Origin of the sequence: Streptomyces sp. NRRL F-4489, assembly GCF_001509485.1 — a bacterium.
Classification (GTDB): domain Bacteria; phylum Actinomycetota; class Actinomycetes; order Streptomycetales; family Streptomycetaceae; genus Streptomyces.
The window spans coordinates 1-19641 of the sequence record NZ_LLZI01000246.1; the positions used below are offsets into that span (position 1 = coordinate 1).

Here is a 19641-nt window from a genome sequence, read left to right on the forward strand (position 1 = left end):
GCCCCACTTCACTCCCTCCCCGCAGCGCCGGAACGACCCCCACCCCTTTCCTCACCCCACCCATTTCTCACTCCCCTCCGAGGTTACGCCGCACCGTGACCAGGGGAACACGGAACGTAGCGATCCGCCGCAAGTCCATGCGATCCCACGAGGAACTCGGCCCGTCACCCTCCCCACTAACAGGACAACCACCAGACCCCCCTCTGAACAGGAGCGCCCCCATGGCCACGAGCGCCGGCCCCACCCCGTCGGGTCCGCGGTCCCGCCAGTCGCTGATGACGCTGCGCGTCTACACCACGACCCGCGACGGCGTCATCACCCAGGAACGCGCCCCGATCCACGTCGTCGCCGGCGACCGCTTCGACCCCTACGGCCTCACCCAGCCCTGGCCCCCGTGCGCCTGCCCACGGCACCGGAGTTGCTAGGGGGTGTCCTTCCGGAGCGACGGGGCCGGCCCCGGCGGAGGCACCGGGAACCGTGCCGCCTGCTGCCGCCGGAAGTCCTCCAGCAACCGCAGATCCCGTTCATGAACCCGCCGCGTACAACGGGGAGTGAGAGCGGCCACCACCAGCAGCAGGACCCCGACGACACACGGGAACACTGCTCCGGCCGCCGTCCGTGCACCCACCGCCGGTGCAAAGCACGCCAGGGCGACGAACGCGAAGGCCCCTGCCGCCATGCCCGGCGACGCCGCCTCACACGCCTTGACGGTCCGCGCCGCCCGGGCCGCCCGGGCGCGCTGCCGGCCACCGAGCACGAATTCCACGGCCGGCTGCCCGTCGAAACGGGCCGCTATCGCTGCCACCGCGTCATCGGGTGCCGGCATGCGAGCTCCTCATCCGAACGCGGCCTGCGGAAGCGGCGCGCCCTCCGGTGCGAAGCGCAGACTCCGGAGGAACGGGACCACCATCGCGCAGTAATCCGCCCAGTGGTCCGTGCTGGGCGTACTGAACGTCACGGTGACCAGCGTCTGGGCTCCCGGCACGGCGCTCTGTGGGACGGGAATGAACGCCTGGAGCTGCGCGACCTCGATCGGTATGTCCTGGCCCGCCGCCGTGAATTCCGCGGGGAGCCGCAGCTCGGGTGACTGGCGGAGGACCAGCGCCGCTTGGCCGCACGGCAGATCGAGGGTGCTGACCTCGGCGGTCTGGCCGTGCTCGGCGGCGAGGATCCTGGTGATGCCGGCGACCGCGAGGTCGGGGTCCTGGTAATCGAGCGGTTGAAGACCGATGGTGACATTGCCCAAGGACAGATCGCCGTCGTCCTCGAACTGTCCGAAACAGGTGCCGGAGTAACGGATGCCGGCCTCGGCGAGCAGCTGTGAAAGCTTCTGGTACTCCACCGCGACGGCGTCGAGCTGGGCGCCCGTGGGGTTCACGCCCTGGGCCTGCGCGCGGGCGGCGACCTCCGCCCGGGCCCGTTCGAGGTCCAGTCCGGGCGTGGTCTCCCGGAAGGCCGAGGAAATCTCGAAGGCGATCTGTACCGCGGTCATGGCATCACCGTGTTCGCTGGGGTCGTCAGGGGAAGTGCGGAGGGCGCCGGTCGCCCGGTGCCGGACGATCGCTTCCGGCCCGCCGCCCGGCCGCCCGCCGGCCGCGCCACGCGACCGCGCCGGCGCCGGCCAGCAGGAGGGTCGCCACGACGGCTTCCGGCACGGAGGCGCTGCCGGACGGGACATCACGGCAGGCGGCGATACCGACGCCGATACCGATGGCCAGGAGGACACCGCTGGCTCTCCTGGTCCGGTTGGGATCGGGCAGCCGGGACAGCTCGGCGCTGATGGCCGACATGTCCTCCGGTGCGACCGGTGAGGCAGGGGCGGGGCCGTACGGTGGGGGATGCGGCACGTCACAGCGCCGCATCCGGAGCTCCCGGGGATTGGTGCGACTGCTTTCCCACTCCCACGGGACATAGCCATAACGGCGGGCCAGCAGCACGGTCTGCTCCGCCGTCATGCCGGTCCCGTGCACCCGGACGGTGACCTCGGGCCGCCCGTCGAACGAGCGGATCATCTCCTCGTAACGGCGCCTGCGCTGATGCGCCGTGCCGACGTAGTCGGAGTGCACCAGAAAGGGCACTCCGATGAGGGTGCCCAGGGCGAGGACCATGAGGAGAACGAAAACGATATTTCCCATCGGGCCGCCTCAGCCGTGTTCCCGGTGCGCCGCAGCCGCGTCTTTCTCGCTGCCCTTGTCCCAGGCGTGTTTGAAGGCCATACCCAAATGCACCATGCCCCCGATCGGCCCGCCGGCGGTGATCGCCAGCCCCAGACCGGCCGCTTCCTCTTTGTTGTCCGGAAGGAAGTAGCCCAGTGGCGTTTGGTCCTTCAGCCAGTCTTCCACCGTCATGATCACTGAGCCCTTGCCGGCGAAATCGCCCGTCGCGCCGATGACCTTTCCGGTGGTGACGGCTTCGCCCAGCGCGGTCACGGCTTTCGCCGCCCGGCCCAGGCCGAAGGAGGCGACCCCCAGGACGTCCTCGGTCAGCGTTCTGCCGCTCACCACACCGTCCCCGCCGAGTTGATGCGCGGTGCCGTGCAGCAGCAGAGCGCCCCCGCCGATGACCGCGGAGGCCACCTCCATGGGCGGGAAGAACGTCCCGATGACGCCGCTGACGGTGCTGAGCGTGGCCATCACATCGCCGAGGGCGGCAATTGCGTTGGCGTGGTCCTTGGCCCATTGGGTGACCGTGTGGAAGAGCGCTTCGTGGGCCTTGACCAGTTCGTCGAGGCCGTTTTTCAGGTTGTCGAAGAAGCCCGGTTCCTGCGGGGCTTCGTCCCCGGCGGCCTTCAGTACGGTGGCGGTGACTCCGGCCAGTTCCTCGTGCTGGCTGCGGATGCTCTGGGCGAAGGCGATGATGCCCGCCAGTTCCTCGCGCGAGGCCGTGAGTTCGTTGAGGGCCGCGGTATAGCGCGCATTGGCGACTTCGAGCTCGGCATCCGTCATGCCGATGCCGCCGTCCCGGAAGATCTGCAGATCCTCGTTCTTCTCGGCCCGCTCAGCGCGTTTCCGGGCGGCCTCGGCTTCGGTTTCGTACGACTGCGCCTTCGCTTGCATGGTGGTCAGCTGGGTCTGCCACTTCTGCAGGACTCCGTGGGCCAGCTCGAAGCTTCTTCCGGCGGTGTCGAGCAGTCCGGGCAGCGCCTCGGTCCTGGCGCGGAACGCGTCCGCGGCGGCACCGGTCCAGACGCCGTTGTCGAGGTGCGCGAGGGTGTCCGCCGCGCTTTTGATGTTCTTGCGGGCGCGATTGAGAATCTCGACGAGATCGCCGACCGCCTGCGGGACACCCGGCGCCGGATTGAACCGCAGACCGGGAAAGCTACCGTTGTCCTCGTACGGGTCGCCGCCTCCGTATCCCCATAATTGCTCGCTGAGCGACACTCGTAGTTCCCCCCGATCGCGTCGGTCGAATGGTGATGGTGGCCGAATGGTGGCGTCGGCCGGGAATTACCACGCGGAATGCCGTCCCGCCGGTCAGCCGAAGGGGCTGGTGGCCGCGGTGGTGCCGTTTCCACCGTCGCTGCCGCGGATGCCCTTGGCGAACGCCTGCCGGACGGCGCCGTCCGTCTCGTTGTAGGCCCGTGCGGTGGCCTCCAGGCCCTGTTTGATGGCGTCGGTCAGATCGCGGATCTGCCGGATCCCGTATTCCCAGGAGCTCTTGAACTCCGCACCGGCCTCATCGATCCGGCTGTGGCCCAGGTCTCCCACGGTCGCGCTCCGCAGATCGCCACCGGCGTATTCCATCGATTCCGTGCAGCGCCGCAGACGCGTCGCCAGTGAGCCCAGCTCCTCGACGTCAACGGTGAATTGCTCCGAACCGCCCATTGCCCATCCCTCCCCATTGCGGCATCACCCGGGTGGCGCGGTGAGCGAGGATAACACCCGTGTGATTACCCCTGATGCGGTGCCGCTCCCACCCGTGCGACTGTCTTGATCCGTGGGCCGGAATGGCTGGAAGTCGACGGGTATTCTCTGCGGAGGCGCAGTAATTGACGGAATGGAAACGGCCGCCCCCCGCGTGCTGCGGGTGGCGGCCGTGCATGGCGCTTTCCGGGACGTTACGACCCCTGCCGCACCGGAATGCTGGTGAAGGTCGGGGTGGTGGGGGACGGGTCCTGGAAGAAGTCGTTGCCCTTGTCGTCGACGACGATGAAGGCGGGGAAGTCCTCGACCTCGATCTTCCAGACGGCTTCCATGCCCAGTTCCTCGTATTCGAGGACCTCGACCTTCTTGATGCAGTCCTGGGCCAGGCGGGCGGCCGGGCCGCCGATGGAGCCGAGGTAGAAGCCGCCGTGCGCGGCGCAGGCGTCGGTGACCTGCTGGGAGCGGTTGCCCTTGGCGAGCATGATCTTGGAGCCGCCGGCGGCCTGGAACTGCTCGACGTAGGCGTCCATCCGGCCCGCGGTGGTGGGGCCGAACGAGCCGGAGGCGTAGCCCTCGGGAGTCTTGGCCGGGCCGGCGTAGTAGACCGGGTGGTCCTTGAGGTACTGCGGCATCTCCTCGCCCGCGTCCAGCCGCTCCTTGATCTTGGCGTGCGCGATGTCGCGGGCCACGACCAGGGTGCCGGTGAGCGAGAGGCGGGTCTTGACCGGGTGCTTGGTCAGCTCGGCGAGGATGTCGGCCATGGGCTGGTTGAGGTCGATCTTGACCGCGTCGAGGTCGGGGCCGGCGCCCTTGGTCAGCTCCTCGTCGGTGGTGTCCGGGAGGAAGCGGGCCGGGTCGGTCTCCAGCTGCTCCAGGAAGACGCCCTCGGCGGTGATCTTGGCGACGGCCTGGCGGTCGGCGGAGCAGGAGACCGCGATGGCCACCGGGCAGGACGCGCCGTGCCGCGGCAGCCGGACGACGCGCACGTCGTGGCAGAAGTACTTGCCGCCGAACTGCGCGCCGATGCCGATCTTCTGCGTCAGCTCGAAGACCTTCTGCTCCAGCTCGGTGTCGCGGAAGCCGTGGCCCGTGGGGGAGCCGGAGGTGGGCAGCTCGTCCAGGTAGTGCGCGGAGGCGTACTTGGCGGTCTTCAGGGCGTACTCGGCCGAGGTGCCGCCGACGACGATGGCGAGGTGGTACGGCGGGCAGGCGGCCGTACCGAGCGAACGGATCTTCTGCTCCAGGAACTTCATCATGGACGCCTCGTTGAGGACGGCCTTGGTCTCCTGGAAGAGGAACGACTTGTTCGCCGAGCCGCCGCCCTTGGCCATGAAGAGGAACTTGTACGCGCCGCCGTCGGTGGCGTACAGCTCGATCTGGGCCGGGAGGTTGGAGCCGGTGTTCTTCTCCTCCCACATGGTCAGCGGCGCCATCTGCGAGTAGCGCAGGTTGAGCTGGGTGTACGCGTCGTAGATGCCGCGGGAGAGCGCTTCCTCGTCGCGGCCCTCGGTGAGGACGTTCTGGCCGCGCTTGCCCATCACGATCGCGGTGCCGGTGTCCTGGCACATCGGCAGCACGCCGGCGGCGGCGATGTTGGCGTTCTTGAGCAGGTCCAGGGCGACGAAGCGGTCGTTGGCGCTGGCCTCGGGGTCGTCCAGGATCTTGCGGAGCTGGGCGAGGTGGGCCGGGCGGAGATAGTGCGCAATGTCGTGCATCGCCTCGGCGGCGAGCTTGCGCAGCGCCTCCGGCTCGACCTTGAGGAACGTCCGGCCGTCGGCTTCGAAGGTGCTGACGCCCTCCGAAGTCACCAGGCGGTACGGGGTGTTGTCCTCGCCGGTGGGGAGCAGGTCGGTATAGGCGAATTCCGGCATGGGGGATATGTCCTTACTCGGAGGGGTGGTGGCTGGCTTCAACGGCAGCGCCCGACCAGCGTAGAACCCCGGCCGGGGGGCGTTGCTGTGAGGTAAGGCTCAGTCCCGGGCCTCCGGGCGGCCGGTCCCCGCGCGGCGCGCCGCCCGTTCTCTAGTCGCGATCTATCGCGTTTCGGTACGCTGGGGCCGTGGACGCTTCAGGAAACGGGGGACGACCGGGCCCCGAGACCCCGCCCGGGCCGCTCGCGGAGCCGCTGGACGCGCAGCACCAGCGGCACCGGCACGCGGTGGATCTGACCAAGGGGGAGGCGAGGCCCCAGGTGACGGCGCAGACGACGCCGCCGACCAGGCCGGTGGCCGAAGCCGAGATGCGGGCCTCGGACGCGGACCGCGACCGCATCGCCGAGATCCTGCGCGAGGCGCTGGCCGAGGGCCGGCTGGACGCCGAGGAGCACGCCGAGCGGATCGATACGGTCTACCGCGCCAAGACCATGGGCGAGCTGGAGCCCGTCGTACGGGACCTCCCCGCGGCGGGCGGCCGGCCCCGGCCCGCGGACACGGAGCACGCGTACGCCGCGGCCGCCCCCGCCGCCGACCAGAACCTCATCGCGATCTTCAGCGCCGCCACCCGCAAGGGCCGCTGGCGGGTCCCCGCCCGGATCAACGCGGTGGCGATCTTCGGCAGTGTGGAGATCGACCTCACCGAGGCGGTCTTCCCGCAGCAGCGCGTGCGGATCAATGTCACCTCGGTCTTCGGCAGCGTCGAGGTCCGGGTGCCGGAGAACGTCACACTGCGCAGCAGCGGTTCCGGCATCCTCGGCAACTTCGAGGTGGAGACGCATGACGCCACCGACCCCGACGCCCCGGAGGTCGAGGTCAACGGCTTCGCGCTGCTGGGCAATGTGGAGGCCAAGCCCAAGCGGGGCGCCTGGATCCGCGATCTGCGCGACCGGATGCGCGGCGACCGGCGCGAGTGGTCCGAGGAGCCGCGGCACGAGCGGCGCGAGCGGATCGACGCGCTCCGGCGCGAGGGCCGCGCCCGCCGGGACGCGGTGTGGGCCGAACACCGCGAACTGCGCGAGCAGTTGAGGGCCGAACGCGAGGAGCGGCGTGAGCGGCGCCGGGACCGCCGCCGGCTGGGCTAGCGACGTCGCCGCGCGGACGGCGCCGGGGCGGCCGTCCCCGCGTCCTCGATCGCCACGGTGTGCATAAGCCCGCGTACAGCGGGTAGGGCTGGTGCATCGTCTCTCGTACGGCTGCGGGGTGCGAAAAGGCCGTGCGCAGCGAGACGGGCAAGGGTGATTTCTCGCGCCGAAGCCGTCGTCAGGAGTAGACCGTGCTGCTACCGCATCAGCCCCCTGTCGTTCCGTCCCAGCGAGGGCAGGCTCGCGAGGAGGCCGGTCCCTGGCATGCGGAGGCGGTGTGCCGCCGGGACGAGGCGGGGCTGTTCTTCGCCCCGTCCAAGGAGCCCACCGCCGCCCGCCTGGCCCGTGAGGAGGCCGCGAAGCGGGTCTGCGCCCGCTGTCCCGTAATGGTCGAGTGCCGGGAGCACGCCCTGCTCCAGCCCGAGCCGTACGGCGTCTGGGGCGGGCTGACCGCCGCCGAGCGCCGGGTCGTGCTCACCCGCCGCCGGCGCCGGGAGAGCGAGCTGCGCGCCGCCGCCCCGGTGCCCGCGGCCGGCTGACCCGGCCCCGGGCCGGTCCGGCACCGCCGCGCCCGAGCCCGTCACGCACCCCGCCCCCGCCGGAGACCACTTCCGGCGGGGGCGGGGTGCGTACGAAGGCGGCGCACAGGCCGCGCGTCAGCTGGGGCGCTCGAAGTCGATCGAGCTGTAGGCGCGCAGCTTCGACAGCCGGTGCTGGGACTCGATCTGGCGGATCGTGCCGGACTTGGACCGCATCACCAGCGACTGGGTGTAGGCGGTCTCCGCGCGGTAGCGGACACCGCGCAGCAGCTCGCCGTCGGTGATGCCGGTGGCGACGAAGAAGACGTTGTCGCCGCGGACGAGGTCCTCGATCTGGAGCACCTGGTCCAGGTCGTGGCCGGCGTCCAGGGCGCGCTGCCGCTCCTCGTCGTCCTTGGGCCACAGCTTGCCCTGGAAGGTGCCGCCCAGGCACTTCAGCGCACAGGCCGCGATGATGCCCTCCGGCGTCCCGCCGATGCCCAGCAGCAGGTCCACGCCGGTGCCCTCGCGGGCCGCCATGATCGCGCCGGCCACGTCGCCGTCCGAGATGAACTTGATCCGCGCGCCGGCCTCCCGGACCTCCTTGACCAGGCCCTCGTGGCGCGGCCGGTCCAGGATGACGACGGTGACGTCCTCGACCGCGGACTTCTTCGCCTTGGCGATCCGCTTGATGTTCACCGCGACCGGGGCGGTGATGTCGACGAAGTCCGCGGCCTCCGGGCCGGTGGCGAGCTTGTCCATGTAGAAGACCGCCGAGGGGTCGAACATGGAGCCGCGCTCGGCGACCGCCATCACGGAGACGGCGTTGGCCATGCCCTTGGCGGTCAGCGTGGTGCCGTCCACCGGGTCCACGGCCACATCGCACTCCGGGCCGGTGCCGTCGCCGACCCGTTCGCCGTTGTAGAGCATCGGGGCGTTGTCCTTCTCGCCCTCCCCGATGACCACGACGCCGTTCATCGAGACGGTGTGGATCAGCGCGCGCATGGCCTTCACCGCCGCGCCGTCCGCGCCGTTCTTGTCACCGCGGCCGACCCAGCGGCCCGACGCCATGGCACCGGCCTCGGTCACCCGGACGAGCTCCAGGGCGAGGTTGCGGTCCGGGGCCTCCGGGCTGACCTCTAGTTGGGACGGCAGATGATGCTCGGTCATCGAGCGCACCTTTCTGTACGGCGACGGCCGGATTGATGAGGGTGCTGATGACTTTATCGGTACGTCGCGAAAATGAGCAGAGGGGCCTTCGCATGAGCAAGCCGCCGAACGGGTGGTGCGCGCGGCCGGGTGGTGCCGGGCGGCGGCGCGTTTGCCCAGGTGGGTGCCGTCCCCAGGGGGGCGTCGCGGGACCGGAACGGGCATGGGGGACGATAGGGACGTGGCTGGTATGCGAGGCAGGCAAAGAGTGACGGACATGGTTCTGTCACTGGCGGTGATCGGGGTCCTGGTCGGGGCGATCTACTTCTTCATCCCGCACGACGACAGTGCGAGCGCGGAGAAGAGCGCGGTCAAGACCGCGGACACCCGGGTCGCGATCATCACCGCCCGGCGCGCCGCCCCGTACCCGGTCGCCGCGCCCGAGGGGCTGCCCAAGGGCTGGCGGCCGACCTCGGTGTCGTACAAGGCGACCAGCGACGGCAAGGGCGGCGCCTGGCACCTGGGCATGCTCGACCCGGAGCAGGAGTACGCGGCCGTGGAGCAGAGCGACGCGCCCGCGAAGCAGTTCGTCCAGGACGTCACGCTGGGCGCGCAGAAGGTTGACGGCCAGCAGGCCATCGGCGGCAAGAAGTGGGACCGCTACAAGGGCGACACCTACCGCGCGCTGGTCCTCCAGGAGCCCGGGGTGACCACGGTCGTCACCGGCACCGCGCCGTACGGGCGGCTGGCGGAGCTGGCGGGGGCGCTGGTGGCGAAGAAGGGCTGAGCCCGTCCCTCCACGCACGGCGGAGGCCGCCGCACCCGGGTGGGTGCGGCGGCCTCGTGCTGTGCGTGCCGTGCCGGCTCAGACGGTGGTCGCGGCCTCGTCGAAGGAGAGGCGCGGGGCGCGCGGGAAGAAGGCGTCCGGGCCCGGCTTGCCGAGGTTGATCACCAGGAACGACTTCTGCTTGCCGTCGCCGAAGAACTCCTTGTCGACGGCGCCGAAGTCGAAGCCGGTCATCGGGCCGGCGGCCAGGCCGGCCGCGCGGATGCCGAGGATGAAGTAGCCGGCCTGGAGGGTGGCGTTCTGGGTGCCGGCGACCTCGCGGACCGCGGCCTCGGAGAAGTAGGCGTCCTTGATGCCCGGGGCGTGCGGGAAGAGCTGCGGCAGCTTCTCGTGGAAGTCCAGGTCCACCGAGAGGATCACGGTCAGCGGCGCGGCCAGGGTCTTCGGGCCGTTGGCGCCCATGGCGTGCGCGACCAGGCGCTTGCGGGCGTCCTCGGAACGGACCAGGGTGATCCGCAGCGGCGACTGGTTGAACGCGGTCGGGGCGTACTTCACCAGGTCGTAGATGGCCTGGACCTGCTCGTCCGTCACCGGCTCGTCCGTGAAGGTGTTGGCGGTCTGGGCCTCGCGGAACAGGAGGTCCTGGGCGGCGGCGTCAAGGGCGAGAGACATCAGGGGCACCTCGGGGCTCGGGTGGGTTCGTGCGGTTATGGGCGCGGTTCTTCGTCCGGTACTTCGTGGGTACTTCCGAAGAGTGCGCTGTCTACGCGAACCACTCTAACCCGGATAGATTAAGTTTCAACTAACGGGTGGAAACTGTGAGGGGGTTCACAGAATGGTAGCGGCTTTTCGGTATGCGAAAAGGCGTTTCCGGGTGGGGAGTTGAGGCCCCTGCCCTTGGCCGCAGGGTCGGGCCCGTCCGGCAGTCAGCCGGACCCGGCCCGCCCGGCCCCGGCCCCGCCCGCCGCTCAGGCCCGCTCCGCCTCCGCGCCCTCCACCGAGACCTCGGCCAGCGCCGCGTCCAGCCGCGCCCGGGCGCCGTCCAGCCAGCGGCGGCACACCTTCGCCAGCTCCTCGCCGCGCTCCCAGAGGGCCAGCGACTCCTCCAGCGTCGTCCCGCCCGCCTCCAGGCGGCGGACGACGTCGATCAGCTCGTCCCGCGCCTGCTCGTAGCCGAGGGCGGACTCCGCCGGAGCCCCGTCCGCCGCTCCGTCCACCGCGTCCGCCGTCTTCGCCATGTCTCCCTCGTCACCGGTCGTCGCCACGTTCGCCACGTCTTCCACCTTCGCTCTGCCTCCCACCCTAGGAGTCCGCCCGATCCGGCCCGTCCGCCCCGGACCGGCCGGCGCCCGGGACCGCGGCCACCCGCACCCGGAAACCGCCCTCGGCCACCCTGGCCCGCAGCTCCTCGTCCACCGCCACCTCGGACGGGTCCCGTACGGCCGTGCCGTCCGGCTTCTGGAGGACCGCGTAACCGCGCTGGAGCGTGGCCTTGGGGGAGAGCGCCACCACCCGCGCGAGGGTGTGCACCAGCTCGGAGTCGGCGCGGTCCAGCAGATGGCCCAGCGTCCGCCGGCCGCGCTCCAGCAGGGCGGTGACCTGCTCCTCGCGCTCCTCCACCATCCGCTGCGGATACTGCATCGACGGGCGGTGCAGCGCGGCCGTCAGGCCCCGCTCCTCGCGGTCCAGGAAACCGCCGAGCGCGCGCCGGGCCCGCTCCCGCAGCTGGTGCACCCGGGCCAGCTCCTCGCCCACGTCGGGCACCACCTTCTTCGCCGCGTCGGTGGGCGTCGAGGCCCGCAGATCGGCGACGAGATCCAGCAGCGGGCTGTCCGGTTCGTGCCCGATCGCCGAGACCACCGGGGTGCGGACCTCCGCCACCGCCCGGACCAGCTGCTCGTCGGAGAACGGCAGCAGATCCTCCACGCTGCCGCCGCCGCGTGCCACGATGATCACGTCCACCTCGGGCAGCGCGTCCAGCTCCTGGACCGCCGCGATCACCTGGGGGACCGCGTGCACGCCCTGGACCGGGACGTTGCGCACCTCGAAGCGGACGGCGGGCCAGCGGTGCCGGGCGTTCTCCAGCACATCGCGCTCGGCGGCGCTGGCCCGGCCGCAGACCAGGCCGATCAGCTGCGGCAGGAACGGCAGCGGCCGCTTGCGCTCGGCCGCGAACAGCCCCTCGGCGGTCAGCGACCGCTTCAGCTGCTCCAGCCTGGCCAGCAGCTCCCCGACGCCCACCGGGCGGATCTCGGCGGCCCGCAGCGAGAGCTGGCCGCGCGGGGCGTACCACTCCGGCTTGGCGTGCACCACGACCCGGGCGCCCTCGGTCACCACCTCGGCGACCTTGTCGAAGACCTGGCGGTAGCACGTCACGCTCACCGAGATGTCGTACGAGGGGTCGCGCAGCGTCAGGAACACCACGCCCGCGCCCGGCCGCCGGGAGAGCTGGGTGATCTGCCCCTCGACCCACACCGCGCCGAGCCGGTCGATCCACCCGCCGATGAGCCGGGACACCTCGCCGACCGGGATCGGCGCTTCCGGAGACGTAGAGACAGCCATACGAGCGAGACTAACGGCGACCACTGACAGTGGCGGCCCGCTGACGGTGCCGGGCGCCGATGGTGCCGGTCGCTGCCGGCGGGGGCGGCCCGCTCGCGCCCGGGATCCCTCAGCCGCGCACGCCCGGCCCCGCCCCACCCCCGCGCCCCCGCCCGTACTGCACCGCCAGCACCACCAACCCCACCAGCAACCACCCACCGCCCACCGCCTGCGCCACCGGCGACGCCTCGGCGACCACCGCGAGCACCACCGCCAGCCCCACCAGCGGCACCACCACATGCCGCACCAGTCCCGTCGTACCCGTAGGACCCGTCGGATCCGTCGCACCCGTAGGACGCGTCGCACCCGTAGCACCCGGAAGCCCCGCCCCCGCACCCCGCCCCCGGAAGCGGAACCAGCCGATCACCGAGGCGTGCAGCAGCGCGAACGCGGTCAGCGCGCCGACGTTCACGATCGACGACAGCTGGTCCAGACCGTCGTCCCGGGTGGCCGCCCAGACCGCCGCCACCAGCGTCACCGCCGCCGCCCCCAGCAGCGCCCGGCGCGGCACCCCGCTGCCCGCGTCCACCTTCGCGATCGCCCCCGGCAGCCGCCGGTCCCGGGCCATCGCGAACAGCAGCCGCCCGGCCGCCGCCTGCCCGGCCAGCGCCGCGAACGCCGCCCCCACCGCCTTGCTCACCGCCACCAGATCGTGCAGCCAGCCGCCCACCGCCGCGTCCACCGTCGTATAGAAGGCCGCGCCCTGCTCACCCGGCTTCGCGGCCAGTTCGGCGGCGCTCATCGGGGCCAGCAGCGCCGCCAGATACGTCTGCGCGGCGAACAGCACCCCGGCCACCACCAGGCACACCACCACCGCCCGGCCCACCAGCCGCGACCCCCCGGACGCCTCCTCCGCGAACGACGCGATCGCGTCGAAGCCGAGATACGACAGCACCGCCACCGACACCGCGCCCAGCACCGCCGCCACCGAGAAGCCGCCCTCCCCGGTCAGCGGCACCGCCCACCCCCGCTGCGCCCCGTGCGCCGCCAGCGCCCACACCGCCGCCACCACGAAGACCGCCAGCACCGCGATCTCCAGCGCCAGCACCGCGAACCCGGCCATTGCCGCCGTCCGCACGCCCCAGAGATTCAGCAGCGTGGTGACCACCACCGCGGCCGCCGTCCACACCCACTGCGGCACCTGCGGCACCAGCGCGTGCAGCGCGATCCCGGAGAAGAGGTACGCCACCGCCGGGATCAGGAGGTAGTCCAGCATCGCCATCCACCCGGCGACGAACCCCGCGCCCCGCCCCAGCCCGGCCCGCGCGTACGTATAGACCGACCCCGCCTCCGGGGCCACCCGCACCATCTGCGCGTACGAGTACGCGGTGAAGGCCATCGCCAGCGTCGCCACCACGTAGACCAGCGCCACCGCGCCGTGCGAGGCGGCCTGGAGGGTCCCGAAGATCCCCACCGGCGCCATCGGGGCGATGAACAGCAGCCCGTAGACGACCAGGTCCCGGAACGACAGCGTCCGCCGCAGCGCCCCGGTGCCGCCGCGCGCCTGGTCACCGAGGGCCGTGCCGACCGTGCCCGGCATCCCGCCTCCTTCGCCCGTGCTCCCCACCAGTCTGGGCCACCGCCGCGATCAACCCCGGCACGGCCACGGCCTTACGATGGGACGCATGTCTGCTTCCCCCGCTGCGCAGCCCAGCCGCAAGGTCCTCCTCGCCGCCCCCCGCGGCTACTGCGCGGGCGTGGACCGCGCCGTGATCGCCGTCGAGAAGGCCCTCGAGCAGTACGGCGCCCCCGTCTACGTACGCCACGAGATCGTCCACAACAAGTACGTGGTGAAGACCCTGGAGAAGAAGGGCGCGATCTTCGTCGAGGAGACGGAGGAGGTGCCCGAGGGCAACATCGTCATCTTCTCCGCGCACGGCGTCGCCCCCGTCGTCCACGAGGAGGCCGAGCGCGGCAAGCTCGCCACCATCGACGCGACCTGCCCGCTGGTCACCAAGGTCCACAAGGAGGCCGTCCGGTTCGCCAAGGAGGACTACGACATCCTCCTGATCGGCCACGAGGGCCACGAGGAGGTCATCGGCACCAGCGGCGAGGCCCCCGAGCACATCCAGCTCGTCGACGGCCCCAAGGACGTCGCCAACGTCGAGGTCCGCGACCCGGACAAGGTCGTCTGGCTCTCCCAGACCACGCTCTCCGTGGACGAGACCATGGAGACCGTCGACGCCCTCAAGGGCCGCTTCCCCAACCTCCTCTCCCCGCCCAGCGACGACATCTGCTACGCCACCCAGAACCGCCAGCAGGCCGTCAAGCAGATGGGCGCCCAGGCCGACCTCGTCATCGTCGTCGGCTCCCGCAACTCCTCGAACTCCAAGCGGCTGGTCGAGGTCGCCCTCGGCGCCGGCGCGAAGGCGTCCTACCTGGTCGACTACGCCGACGAGATCGAGGAGGCGTGGCTGGACGGCGTGGCCACGGTCGGCGTCACCTCCGGCGCCTCGGTCCCCGAGATCCTGGTCGACGGCGTCCTGGAATGGCTCGCCGCCCGCGGCTACGAGGACGTCGAGACGGTCACCGCCGCCGAGGAGTCCATCGCCTTCTCGCTGCCCAAGGAGCTGCGCCGGGACCTGCGCGCCGAGGCGGCCCGGGCGGTCGGCGAGAGCTGACCCGGCCGCGCCGCCGCCCTCTCCGAAGTAGCCGTCTCCCCGCAACCGCCGGAATCCGCCCGCCTGTCTCCGCCATACCGGGGGCGGCGGGCGGACCGGGGTCCTAGCCTTTTCCCATGAGGGTCTTCGGCGTGGACATCGGCGGTTCCGGCATCAAGGGCGCACCGGTGGATCTGGAGCACGGCGTACTGGCCGAGGAGCGCCACAAGGTGCTCACCCCGCACCCGGCCACCCCCGCGGCGGTCGCCGACGGCGTCCGGGCGGTCGTCGACCACTTCGGCTGGCGGGGCCCGATCGGCGTGACGTTCCCCGGTGTGGTCACGGCCGGCACCGCCCGCACCGCCGCCAATGTCGACAAGGACTGGATCGGCCTGGACATCGCCGCGCTGCTCGCCGACCGGCTCGGCGAAGCCGCCGCCGGCCACCCGGTCGCGCTGCTCAACGACGCGGACGCGGCCGGCCTGGCCGAGATGCGCTACGGCGCCGGCGCCGGCCGCACCGGCACGGTCATCCTGCTCACCTTCGGCACCGGCATCGGCAGCGCCGTCTTCACCGACGGCCGGCTGCTGCCCAACACCGAGCTGGGCCACCTGGAGCTGAACGGCCACGAGGCCGAGAAGCGCGCGTCCAGCAAGGTCAAGGAGGACGAGGAGCTGAGCTGGCAGCGCTGGGCGCGCCGGGTCCAGAAGTACCTCGCCCACGTCGAGATGCTCTTCTCGCCCTCGCTGTTCGTGATCGGCGGCGGGGTGAGCCGCAAGGCGGAGAAGTTCCTGCCGCTGATCGAGGGCATCAGGGCCGAGATCGTACCGGCGCGGCTTCAGAACGGCGCGGGGATTGTGGGTGCCGCGATGGCCGCGCATGCCGCTCGGGCTGGCGCGCCACCTGCCGGGGACGGTTCCCCGGCCGCGACCGGTCCGGAGCCGGGGCCGCCGGCTGCCCGTCCGCCCGTGGGGCCGCCGCCCGCGGACCGGGCCCCGCGCTCCGCTGCCGACTCAGCGGTCGGCTGGCCCGACGCCGGGCGATGAGCAGCGCCTTGCGGACGAGGACGAGCAGCGCGCAGACCAGCGTGCCGCCGTAGAGCCAGCCGGCGTTCAGCGCCAGGACGGTGAACACACCGATCAGCAGCCCGGTGAAGCCCGCCGGACCGTGCTGCACCGGGAGCGCGCCCACGGCGAACGCGATCGGCAGCGCGACCGGCGCGGCGATCAGGTCGTACGGCCGCACCCACACCCCGGCCGCGACGCTGACCAGCAGGAAGCCGACCCCGTACGCGGTCTGCGCGCCGTCCAGCAGCCAGCGGTCCAGGAAGCCGAGTACGAGCAGCGCGAGGGTGGCCAGCAGCCCGCAGCCCAGGCCGGTCAGCTTGGCGGCCGGCAGCCGGCGGAGGAGGCCGGCCACGGGGGCGGGCGCCGGGGGGCGGCGGGGGCCGGCCCGGTAGACGGCCGCGACCTCGTCGCCGGGGGCCGGGGGGCCGCCGCCCAGGGGGCCGGGGCCCGGCCGCGGCATCCGGCCGTCCGCGCCCGCCGGGAGGCCCGCGCCCGCCGGGACGCCCGCCGTGTGGCGGGCCGGGGCCCGGAATTCGGCCGGGGTCGGTCCGGTGTCCGGGGCGTAACCGCGCGCGGTGACCTCCGTACCGGCCGGTACGGAGGCGTAACCGGAGGCCCGCATCGCGGACAGGAAGGCGTCGTCGGGGTCGGGGGCCACGGCCTCCGCGGGGCGCGGCAGCCGGGCGTCCCACCCCGCCTCCGCGCCGCCGCCGCGCGCCCGCCCGTACCGGGACCCGCGCGCCTCGCGTTGCTCCACGTCTTGTTCCACGTCGTGCTCCACCCGGCCACGGTAGGCCGCTAAGTGGGATAAATAGGTCACAGGACACGCACTTTGACCTACCTTGGGGCCGCCGTTCGGCGGCCGGGGGCACGGCGAGGGGCACCGGGGAGGCCGCGCGCCGGTCTCCGGGGGCGCGCGCCCCGTCCGGCGGCTGCCGGACCCGAGGGCAGGCACCCGCCGCCCCCGAGGGCGGGCCCTCTCACCCCGTAGACTGGTGGATCGGCCGTCCCAGGCCAGGCCCGGCCCGCCCGGACCGCTCCCGGGGCCGGCCGCCCCCACCGCCCACCACCTCCAGCTCCGGGAAGTCGCCACCGTGTCGCTCACGATCGGAATCGTCGGTCTGCCCAACGTCGGCAAGTCGACCCTGTTCAACGCCCTGACCAAGAACGACGTGCTGGCGGCCAACTACCCGTTCGCCACCATCGAGCCGAACGTCGGCGTGGTGGGCGTCCCCGACCCCCGCCTCGCCAAGCTCGCCGAGATCTTCGGCTCCGCGCGGGTGCTCCCGGCCACCGTCGACTTCGTGGACATCGCGGGCATCGTCCGGGGCGCCTCCGAGGGCGAGGGCCTGGGCAACAAGTTCCTCGCCAACATCCGCGAGTCGGACGCCATCTGCCAGGTCATCCGCGCGTTCAAGGACGAGAACGTCGTCCACGTCGACGGCAAGGTCTCGCCCAAGGACGACATCGAGACCATCAACACCGAGCTGATCCTTGCCGACCTCCAGACCATCGAGAAGGTCCTCCCGCGCCTCCAGAAGGAATCGCGCATCAAGAAGGACATCGCCCCCAAGGTCAAGGCCGTCGAGGAGGCCCAGGCCATCCTGGAGGAGGGCCGCACCCTCTTCGCCGCGGGCTACGCCCAGGGCACCGAGAAGACCGCGCTCCTGCACGACCTGCACCTCCTCACCACCAAGCCGTTCCTCTACGTCTTCAACGTGGACGAGGAGGAGCTGACCGACGAGGACTTCAAGAACGAGCAGCGCGCCCTGGTCGCACCCGCCGAGGCGATCTTCCTCAACGCCAAGCTGGAGGCCGACCTCGCCGAACTGGACGACGAGGAGGCCCTGGAACTCCTCCAGTCCGTCGGCCAGGAGGAGCCGGGCCTGGCCACCCTCGCCCACGTCGGCTTCCGCACCCTCGGCCTGCAGACCTACCTGACCGCCGGCCCCAAGGAAACCCGCGCCTGGACCATCAAGCAGGGCGCCACCGCCCCCGAGGCCGCCGGCGTCATCCACACCGACTTCCAGAAGGGCTTCATCAAGGCCGAGGTCATCTCCTTCACCGACCTCGTCGAAACCGGCTCCGTAACCGAAGCCCGCGCCGCCGGCAAGGCCCGCATGGAAGGCAAGGACTACGTCATGCAGGACGGGGACGTGGTGGAGTTCCGGTTCAATGTGTAGCGGGTGACATACCACCACTTCACTGATCTGGCAAACATACAGGTCAAATGGGGTCTGGCTCTTCGGGGTCAGGCCCCTTGATTTTTACCGTGCTGGATAGGTGCTGGATTTCCTGTCGTCACCTGTCATCACCCCTGCTCACCGCTACCGTGCTGGATTCGTGCTGGATGGGATGAGTGCGCCCGTGCTGGGGCGTGTACTGACGAGAGCCTGGCCTGCGCCGAGAAGTGCTTCGTCGTGTCGGCGGGGCTTCGGCTTGGGGGAGGATCACAGACCGGTGGTCAACCTGTTCACGCTGTGGTGGTGCGAGGCGTCCGGACGAGGTCGCACACGTCTTGGAAGGCCCGTTGTCAGTGGTCGTCTCACCCGGAACGAAATCAAGGCGCCCCAGCGCATGCGCTGGGGCGCGAGGTCCTGCAATACACGGAGATTCTCTGCGGATCCATGGACCTTGCTGAGACTGACTTTTGCTCCGCGCCCACCCGGCGGGGCGAATGATGGTCCCTTGGAGCGGCGCACTGGGGTGTTGAACTTGCCTACACTTCTGTCGCCGGGCGGAGTTGTGTTCCTGTTCGGGGGCTGTAGGGCGTCTACAAGGGGGAAGGCGTGGCGGAGTGGAACCACTGAGGGACGACGACCCGAAGGAGATCGGGGGCTTCACCCTCGTCTGCCGGATCGGTTCCGGCGGCATGGGCGAGGTGTTCCTCGGTGAGTCCGCCGCCGGTCACCAGGCCGCCGTCAAGGTCATCAAGCCCTCCGTGCTCGACGAGGACACCCGGGCGCGCTTCCTGTCCGAGGTGGAGAGCCTGCGCACGGTCTACGGCCCCTTCGTCGCGGCCTTCGTCGGCGCCGACGCGGACGCCGACCAGCCGTGGCTCGCGGTCGAGTACGTCCCCGGCCCCGATCTGCGCACCCTGGTCGCTGGGCAGGGGCCGCTGCCGCTGGTCGAGACCGCCAGTCTCGGCGCGCTGCTGGCGGAGGGACTGGGCACGGTCCACGACGCGGGACTGCTCCACCGCGACCTGAAGCCGCAGAACATCCTGCTCTCCCCCTACGGCCCCAAGTTGATCGACTTCGGTCTCGCCGTGCTCGCGGAACGCCGTACCACCCTGACGGCCACCGGCTTCGTCGTCGGGAGCGTTCTGTGCATGCCTCCGGAGCAGGCCCGGGGCGAGCACCGGCTGGACCGGCCCGCCGACGTGTACGCGCTGGGAGCGGTGCTGCTCTTCGCCGCGACCGGGCACTACCCGTACGAGGGGCCGACGTGGCAGGCCGTCGCCCTGAAGATCGACGATCCTGCGACCCCTCCCGATCTGACGGACGTCCCACCGGAGCTCGTGCCGCTGATCACGGACATGCTGGCACCGGACCCGGACGCCCGGCCGACCCTGCCCGAGGTCACTGACCGACTGGTGCGCGTCATCCGTGACCAGGGCCTGACCGCCCTCCAGGCCAAGCGTCGCCTCACCGGCCTGGCGCCCGAGATCAGCGTGCCCCAGGTGCCCGCACCGGTTCCCGAGCCCCGGGCGGGAGCCGGCACACCCGTCTACACGCCCGTCGTCATCGACGTGGCGGCGGCCGAGGACGACGAGCACACGGACCTGGCCGGGTTCGCGGGGACCGGGCAGCGCCCCGCGGAGAAGGACCCCGACGCCGACGATCCGGACGACGGCGCCTCCGGCTCCCAGCACTCCTCGCCCGCGCGGGCGGTCACCCCTCCGCGCTCGCGCGGCGGGGTGACCGCCGTCCGCCTCTCCGCGCCCCTGAGGATCGCCGAGCGGATCCGTGCCGGGTACGCCCGCGAGGCCCGCTTCTGAGCAGGCGCGTCATCGTGCCCGATCCCGTACGTCCCCCTTT

At 71.7% G+C, this 19641-nt stretch carries 18 protein-coding genes and 1 pseudogene; 8 read left to right on the forward strand and 11 right to left on the reverse strand.

Going from position 1 to position 19641, the window contains the following annotated elements; translation table 11 throughout:
- Positions 1 to 221 precede the first annotated feature (221 nt).
- Positions 222 to 425, forward strand: coding sequence for a hypothetical protein (locus tag ADL22_RS24285; RefSeq protein ID WP_066983692.1), 204 nt, complete (start codon positions 222 to 224; stop codon positions 423 to 425).
- A 410-nt stretch (positions 426 to 835) separates the two neighbouring features.
- Here ADL22_RS24285 and ADL22_RS24295 read toward each other — a convergent pair whose 3' ends face one another.
- The 5 genes from ADL22_RS24295 to ADL22_RS24315 all read right to left on the reverse strand — a co-directional run bounded on the left by ADL22_RS24295 (position 836) and on the right by ADL22_RS24315 (position 5734).
- Positions 836 to 1492 (reverse strand): hypothetical protein, encoded by a 657-nt coding sequence (locus ADL22_RS24295; protein ID WP_066983696.1) that lies wholly within the window; start codon positions 1490 to 1492, stop codon positions 836 to 838.
- Between the two features lie 25 nt (positions 1493 to 1517).
- A complete protein-coding gene (locus ADL22_RS24300; RefSeq protein ID WP_159048716.1) occupies positions 1518 to 2135 on the reverse strand; it encodes a hypothetical protein in 618 nt (205 codons plus the stop codon).
- A 9-nt stretch (positions 2136 to 2144) separates the two neighbouring features.
- A complete protein-coding gene (locus ADL22_RS24305) occupies positions 2145 to 3380 on the reverse strand; it encodes a putative T7SS-secreted protein (protein WP_066983701.1) in 1236 nt (411 codons plus the stop codon).
- Between the two features lie 93 nt (positions 3381 to 3473).
- Positions 3474 to 3824 carry a WXG100 family type VII secretion target gene (locus ADL22_RS24310; protein ID WP_066983704.1) on the reverse strand — a complete coding sequence of 117 codons (351 nt, stop codon included), beginning with the start codon at positions 3822 to 3824 and terminating at the stop codon, positions 3474 to 3476.
- Between the two features lie 233 nt (positions 3825 to 4057).
- Entirely contained in the window at positions 4058 to 5734 is a 1677-nt protein-coding gene (locus ADL22_RS24315) for a fumarate hydratase (RefSeq protein WP_066983707.1), read from the reverse strand.
- 188 nt (positions 5735 to 5922) lie between these two features.
- On the opposite strand from ADL22_RS24315, the gene ADL22_RS36865 reads away from it, so the two are divergent.
- Both ADL22_RS36865 and ADL22_RS24325 read left to right on the forward strand, forming a co-directional pair.
- Positions 5923 to 6879, forward strand: a complete 957-nt coding sequence (locus ADL22_RS36865; protein WP_324615604.1) for a DUF1707 SHOCT-like domain-containing protein — start codon at positions 5923 to 5925, stop codon at positions 6877 to 6879.
- Between the two features lie 191 nt (positions 6880 to 7070).
- Positions 7071 to 7418: a WhiB family transcriptional regulator gene (locus ADL22_RS24325; protein WP_066983710.1), complete on the forward strand. Its 348-nt coding sequence runs from the start codon at positions 7071 to 7073 to the stop codon at positions 7416 to 7418.
- Positions 7419 to 7535: 117 nt separating this feature from the next.
- Here the strand turns inward: ADL22_RS24325 and glpX are convergent, their stop codons facing one another.
- Positions 7536 to 8567 carry a class II fructose-bisphosphatase gene (gene glpX / locus ADL22_RS24330; protein ID WP_066983712.1) on the reverse strand — a complete coding sequence of 344 codons (1032 nt, stop codon included), beginning with the start codon at positions 8565 to 8567 and terminating at the stop codon, positions 7536 to 7538.
- A 229-nt stretch (positions 8568 to 8796) separates the two neighbouring features.
- Between glpX and ADL22_RS24335 the strand changes: the two genes are divergently transcribed.
- Positions 8797 to 9333, forward strand: a complete 537-nt coding sequence (locus ADL22_RS24335; RefSeq protein ID WP_079064393.1) for a DUF4245 domain-containing protein — start codon at positions 8797 to 8799, stop codon at positions 9331 to 9333.
- 78 nt (positions 9334 to 9411) lie between these two features.
- Here the strand turns inward: ADL22_RS24335 and ADL22_RS24340 are convergent, their stop codons facing one another.
- The 4 genes from ADL22_RS24340 to ADL22_RS24355 form a co-directional block, all read right to left on the reverse strand.
- The gene (locus ADL22_RS24340) at positions 9412 to 10005 is read right to left on the reverse strand and encodes a malonic semialdehyde reductase (RefSeq protein ID WP_066983717.1); all 594 of its coding nucleotides are present in this window, start codon (positions 10003 to 10005) and stop codon (positions 9412 to 9414) included.
- A gap of 296 nt (positions 10006 to 10301) precedes the next feature.
- Positions 10302 to 10571, reverse strand: coding sequence for an exodeoxyribonuclease VII small subunit (locus tag ADL22_RS24345; protein WP_066983767.1), 270 nt, complete (start codon positions 10569 to 10571; stop codon positions 10302 to 10304).
- A 64-nt stretch (positions 10572 to 10635) separates the two neighbouring features.
- Positions 10636 to 11895: an exodeoxyribonuclease VII large subunit gene (gene xseA / locus ADL22_RS24350; protein ID WP_066983720.1), complete on the reverse strand. Its 1260-nt coding sequence runs from the start codon at positions 11893 to 11895 to the stop codon at positions 10636 to 10638.
- A gap of 109 nt (positions 11896 to 12004) precedes the next feature.
- The gene (locus tag ADL22_RS24355; RefSeq protein WP_066983723.1) at positions 12005 to 13474 is read right to left on the reverse strand and encodes an APC family permease; all 1470 of its coding nucleotides are present in this window, start codon (positions 13472 to 13474) and stop codon (positions 12005 to 12007) included.
- A 76-nt stretch (positions 13475 to 13550) separates the two neighbouring features.
- Between ADL22_RS24355 and ADL22_RS24360 the strand changes: the two genes are divergently transcribed.
- Positions 13551 to 14555 carry a 4-hydroxy-3-methylbut-2-enyl diphosphate reductase gene (locus ADL22_RS24360; protein WP_066983725.1) on the forward strand — a complete coding sequence of 335 codons (1005 nt, stop codon included), beginning with the start codon at positions 13551 to 13553 and terminating at the stop codon, positions 14553 to 14555.
- Between the two features lie 116 nt (positions 14556 to 14671).
- Positions 14672 to 15580, forward strand: a complete 909-nt coding sequence (gene ppgK / locus ADL22_RS24365; protein ID WP_066983728.1) for a polyphosphate--glucose phosphotransferase — start codon at positions 14672 to 14674, stop codon at positions 15578 to 15580.
- Between the two features lie 58 nt (positions 15581 to 15638).
- Here the strand turns inward: ppgK and ADL22_RS36870 are convergent.
- Positions 15639 to 16223: pseudogene (locus ADL22_RS36870) on the reverse strand (DUF6542 domain-containing protein); the annotation flags it as partial.
- A gap of 472 nt (positions 16224 to 16695) precedes the next feature.
- Between ADL22_RS36870 and ychF the strand changes: the two are divergent.
- Together ychF and ADL22_RS24380 are read left to right on the forward strand one after the other, a co-directional pair.
- Positions 16696 to 17784 (forward strand): redox-regulated ATPase YchF, encoded by a 1089-nt coding sequence (ychF, locus tag ADL22_RS24375; RefSeq protein WP_066983770.1) that lies wholly within the window; start codon positions 16696 to 16698, stop codon positions 17782 to 17784.
- A 614-nt stretch (positions 17785 to 18398) separates the two neighbouring features.
- Positions 18399 to 19601: a serine/threonine-protein kinase gene (locus ADL22_RS24380; RefSeq protein WP_066983734.1), complete on the forward strand. Its 1203-nt coding sequence runs from the start codon at positions 18399 to 18401 to the stop codon at positions 19599 to 19601.
- The last annotated feature ends 40 nt before the right edge of the window (positions 19602 to 19641 follow it).

Coding starts and splice junctions, on each gene's coding strand:
- ADL22_RS24285 (WP_066983692.1), top strand. CDS start 222: ATGGCCACGAGCGCCGGCCCCACCCCGTCGGGTCCGCGGTCCCGCCAG.
- ADL22_RS24295 (WP_066983696.1), bottom strand. CDS start 1,492: ATGACCGCGGTACAGATCGCCTTCGAGATTTCCTCGGCCTTCCGGGAG.
- ADL22_RS24300 (WP_159048716.1), bottom strand. CDS start 2,135: ATGGGAAATATCGTTTTCGTTCTCCTCATGGTCCTCGCCCTGGGCACC.
- ADL22_RS24310 (WP_066983704.1), bottom strand. CDS start 3,824: ATGGGCGGTTCGGAGCAATTCACCGTTGACGTCGAGGAGCTGGGCTCA.
- ADL22_RS24315 (WP_066983707.1), bottom strand. CDS start 5,734: ATGCCGGAATTCGCCTATACCGACCTGCTCCCCACCGGCGAGGACAAC.
- glpX (WP_066983712.1), bottom strand. CDS start 8,567: ATGACCGAGCATCATCTGCCGTCCCAACTAGAGGTCAGCCCGGAGGCC.
- ADL22_RS24335 (WP_079064393.1), top strand. CDS start 8,797: ATGCGAGGCAGGCAAAGAGTGACGGACATGGTTCTGTCACTGGCGGTG.
- ADL22_RS24340 (WP_066983717.1), bottom strand. CDS start 10,005: ATGTCTCTCGCCCTTGACGCCGCCGCCCAGGACCTCCTGTTCCGCGAG.
- ADL22_RS24345 (WP_066983767.1), bottom strand. CDS start 10,571: ATGGCGAAGACGGCGGACGCGGTGGACGGAGCGGCGGACGGGGCTCCG.
- xseA (WP_066983720.1), bottom strand. CDS start 11,895: ATGGCTGTCTCTACGTCTCCGGAAGCGCCGATCCCGGTCGGCGAGGTG.
- ADL22_RS24355 (WP_066983723.1), bottom strand. CDS start 13,474: ATGCCGGGCACGGTCGGCACGGCCCTCGGTGACCAGGCGCGCGGCGGC.
- ADL22_RS24360 (WP_066983725.1), top strand. CDS start 13,551: ATGGGACGCATGTCTGCTTCCCCCGCTGCGCAGCCCAGCCGCAAGGTC.
- ppgK (WP_066983728.1), top strand. CDS start 14,672: ATGAGGGTCTTCGGCGTGGACATCGGCGGTTCCGGCATCAAGGGCGCA.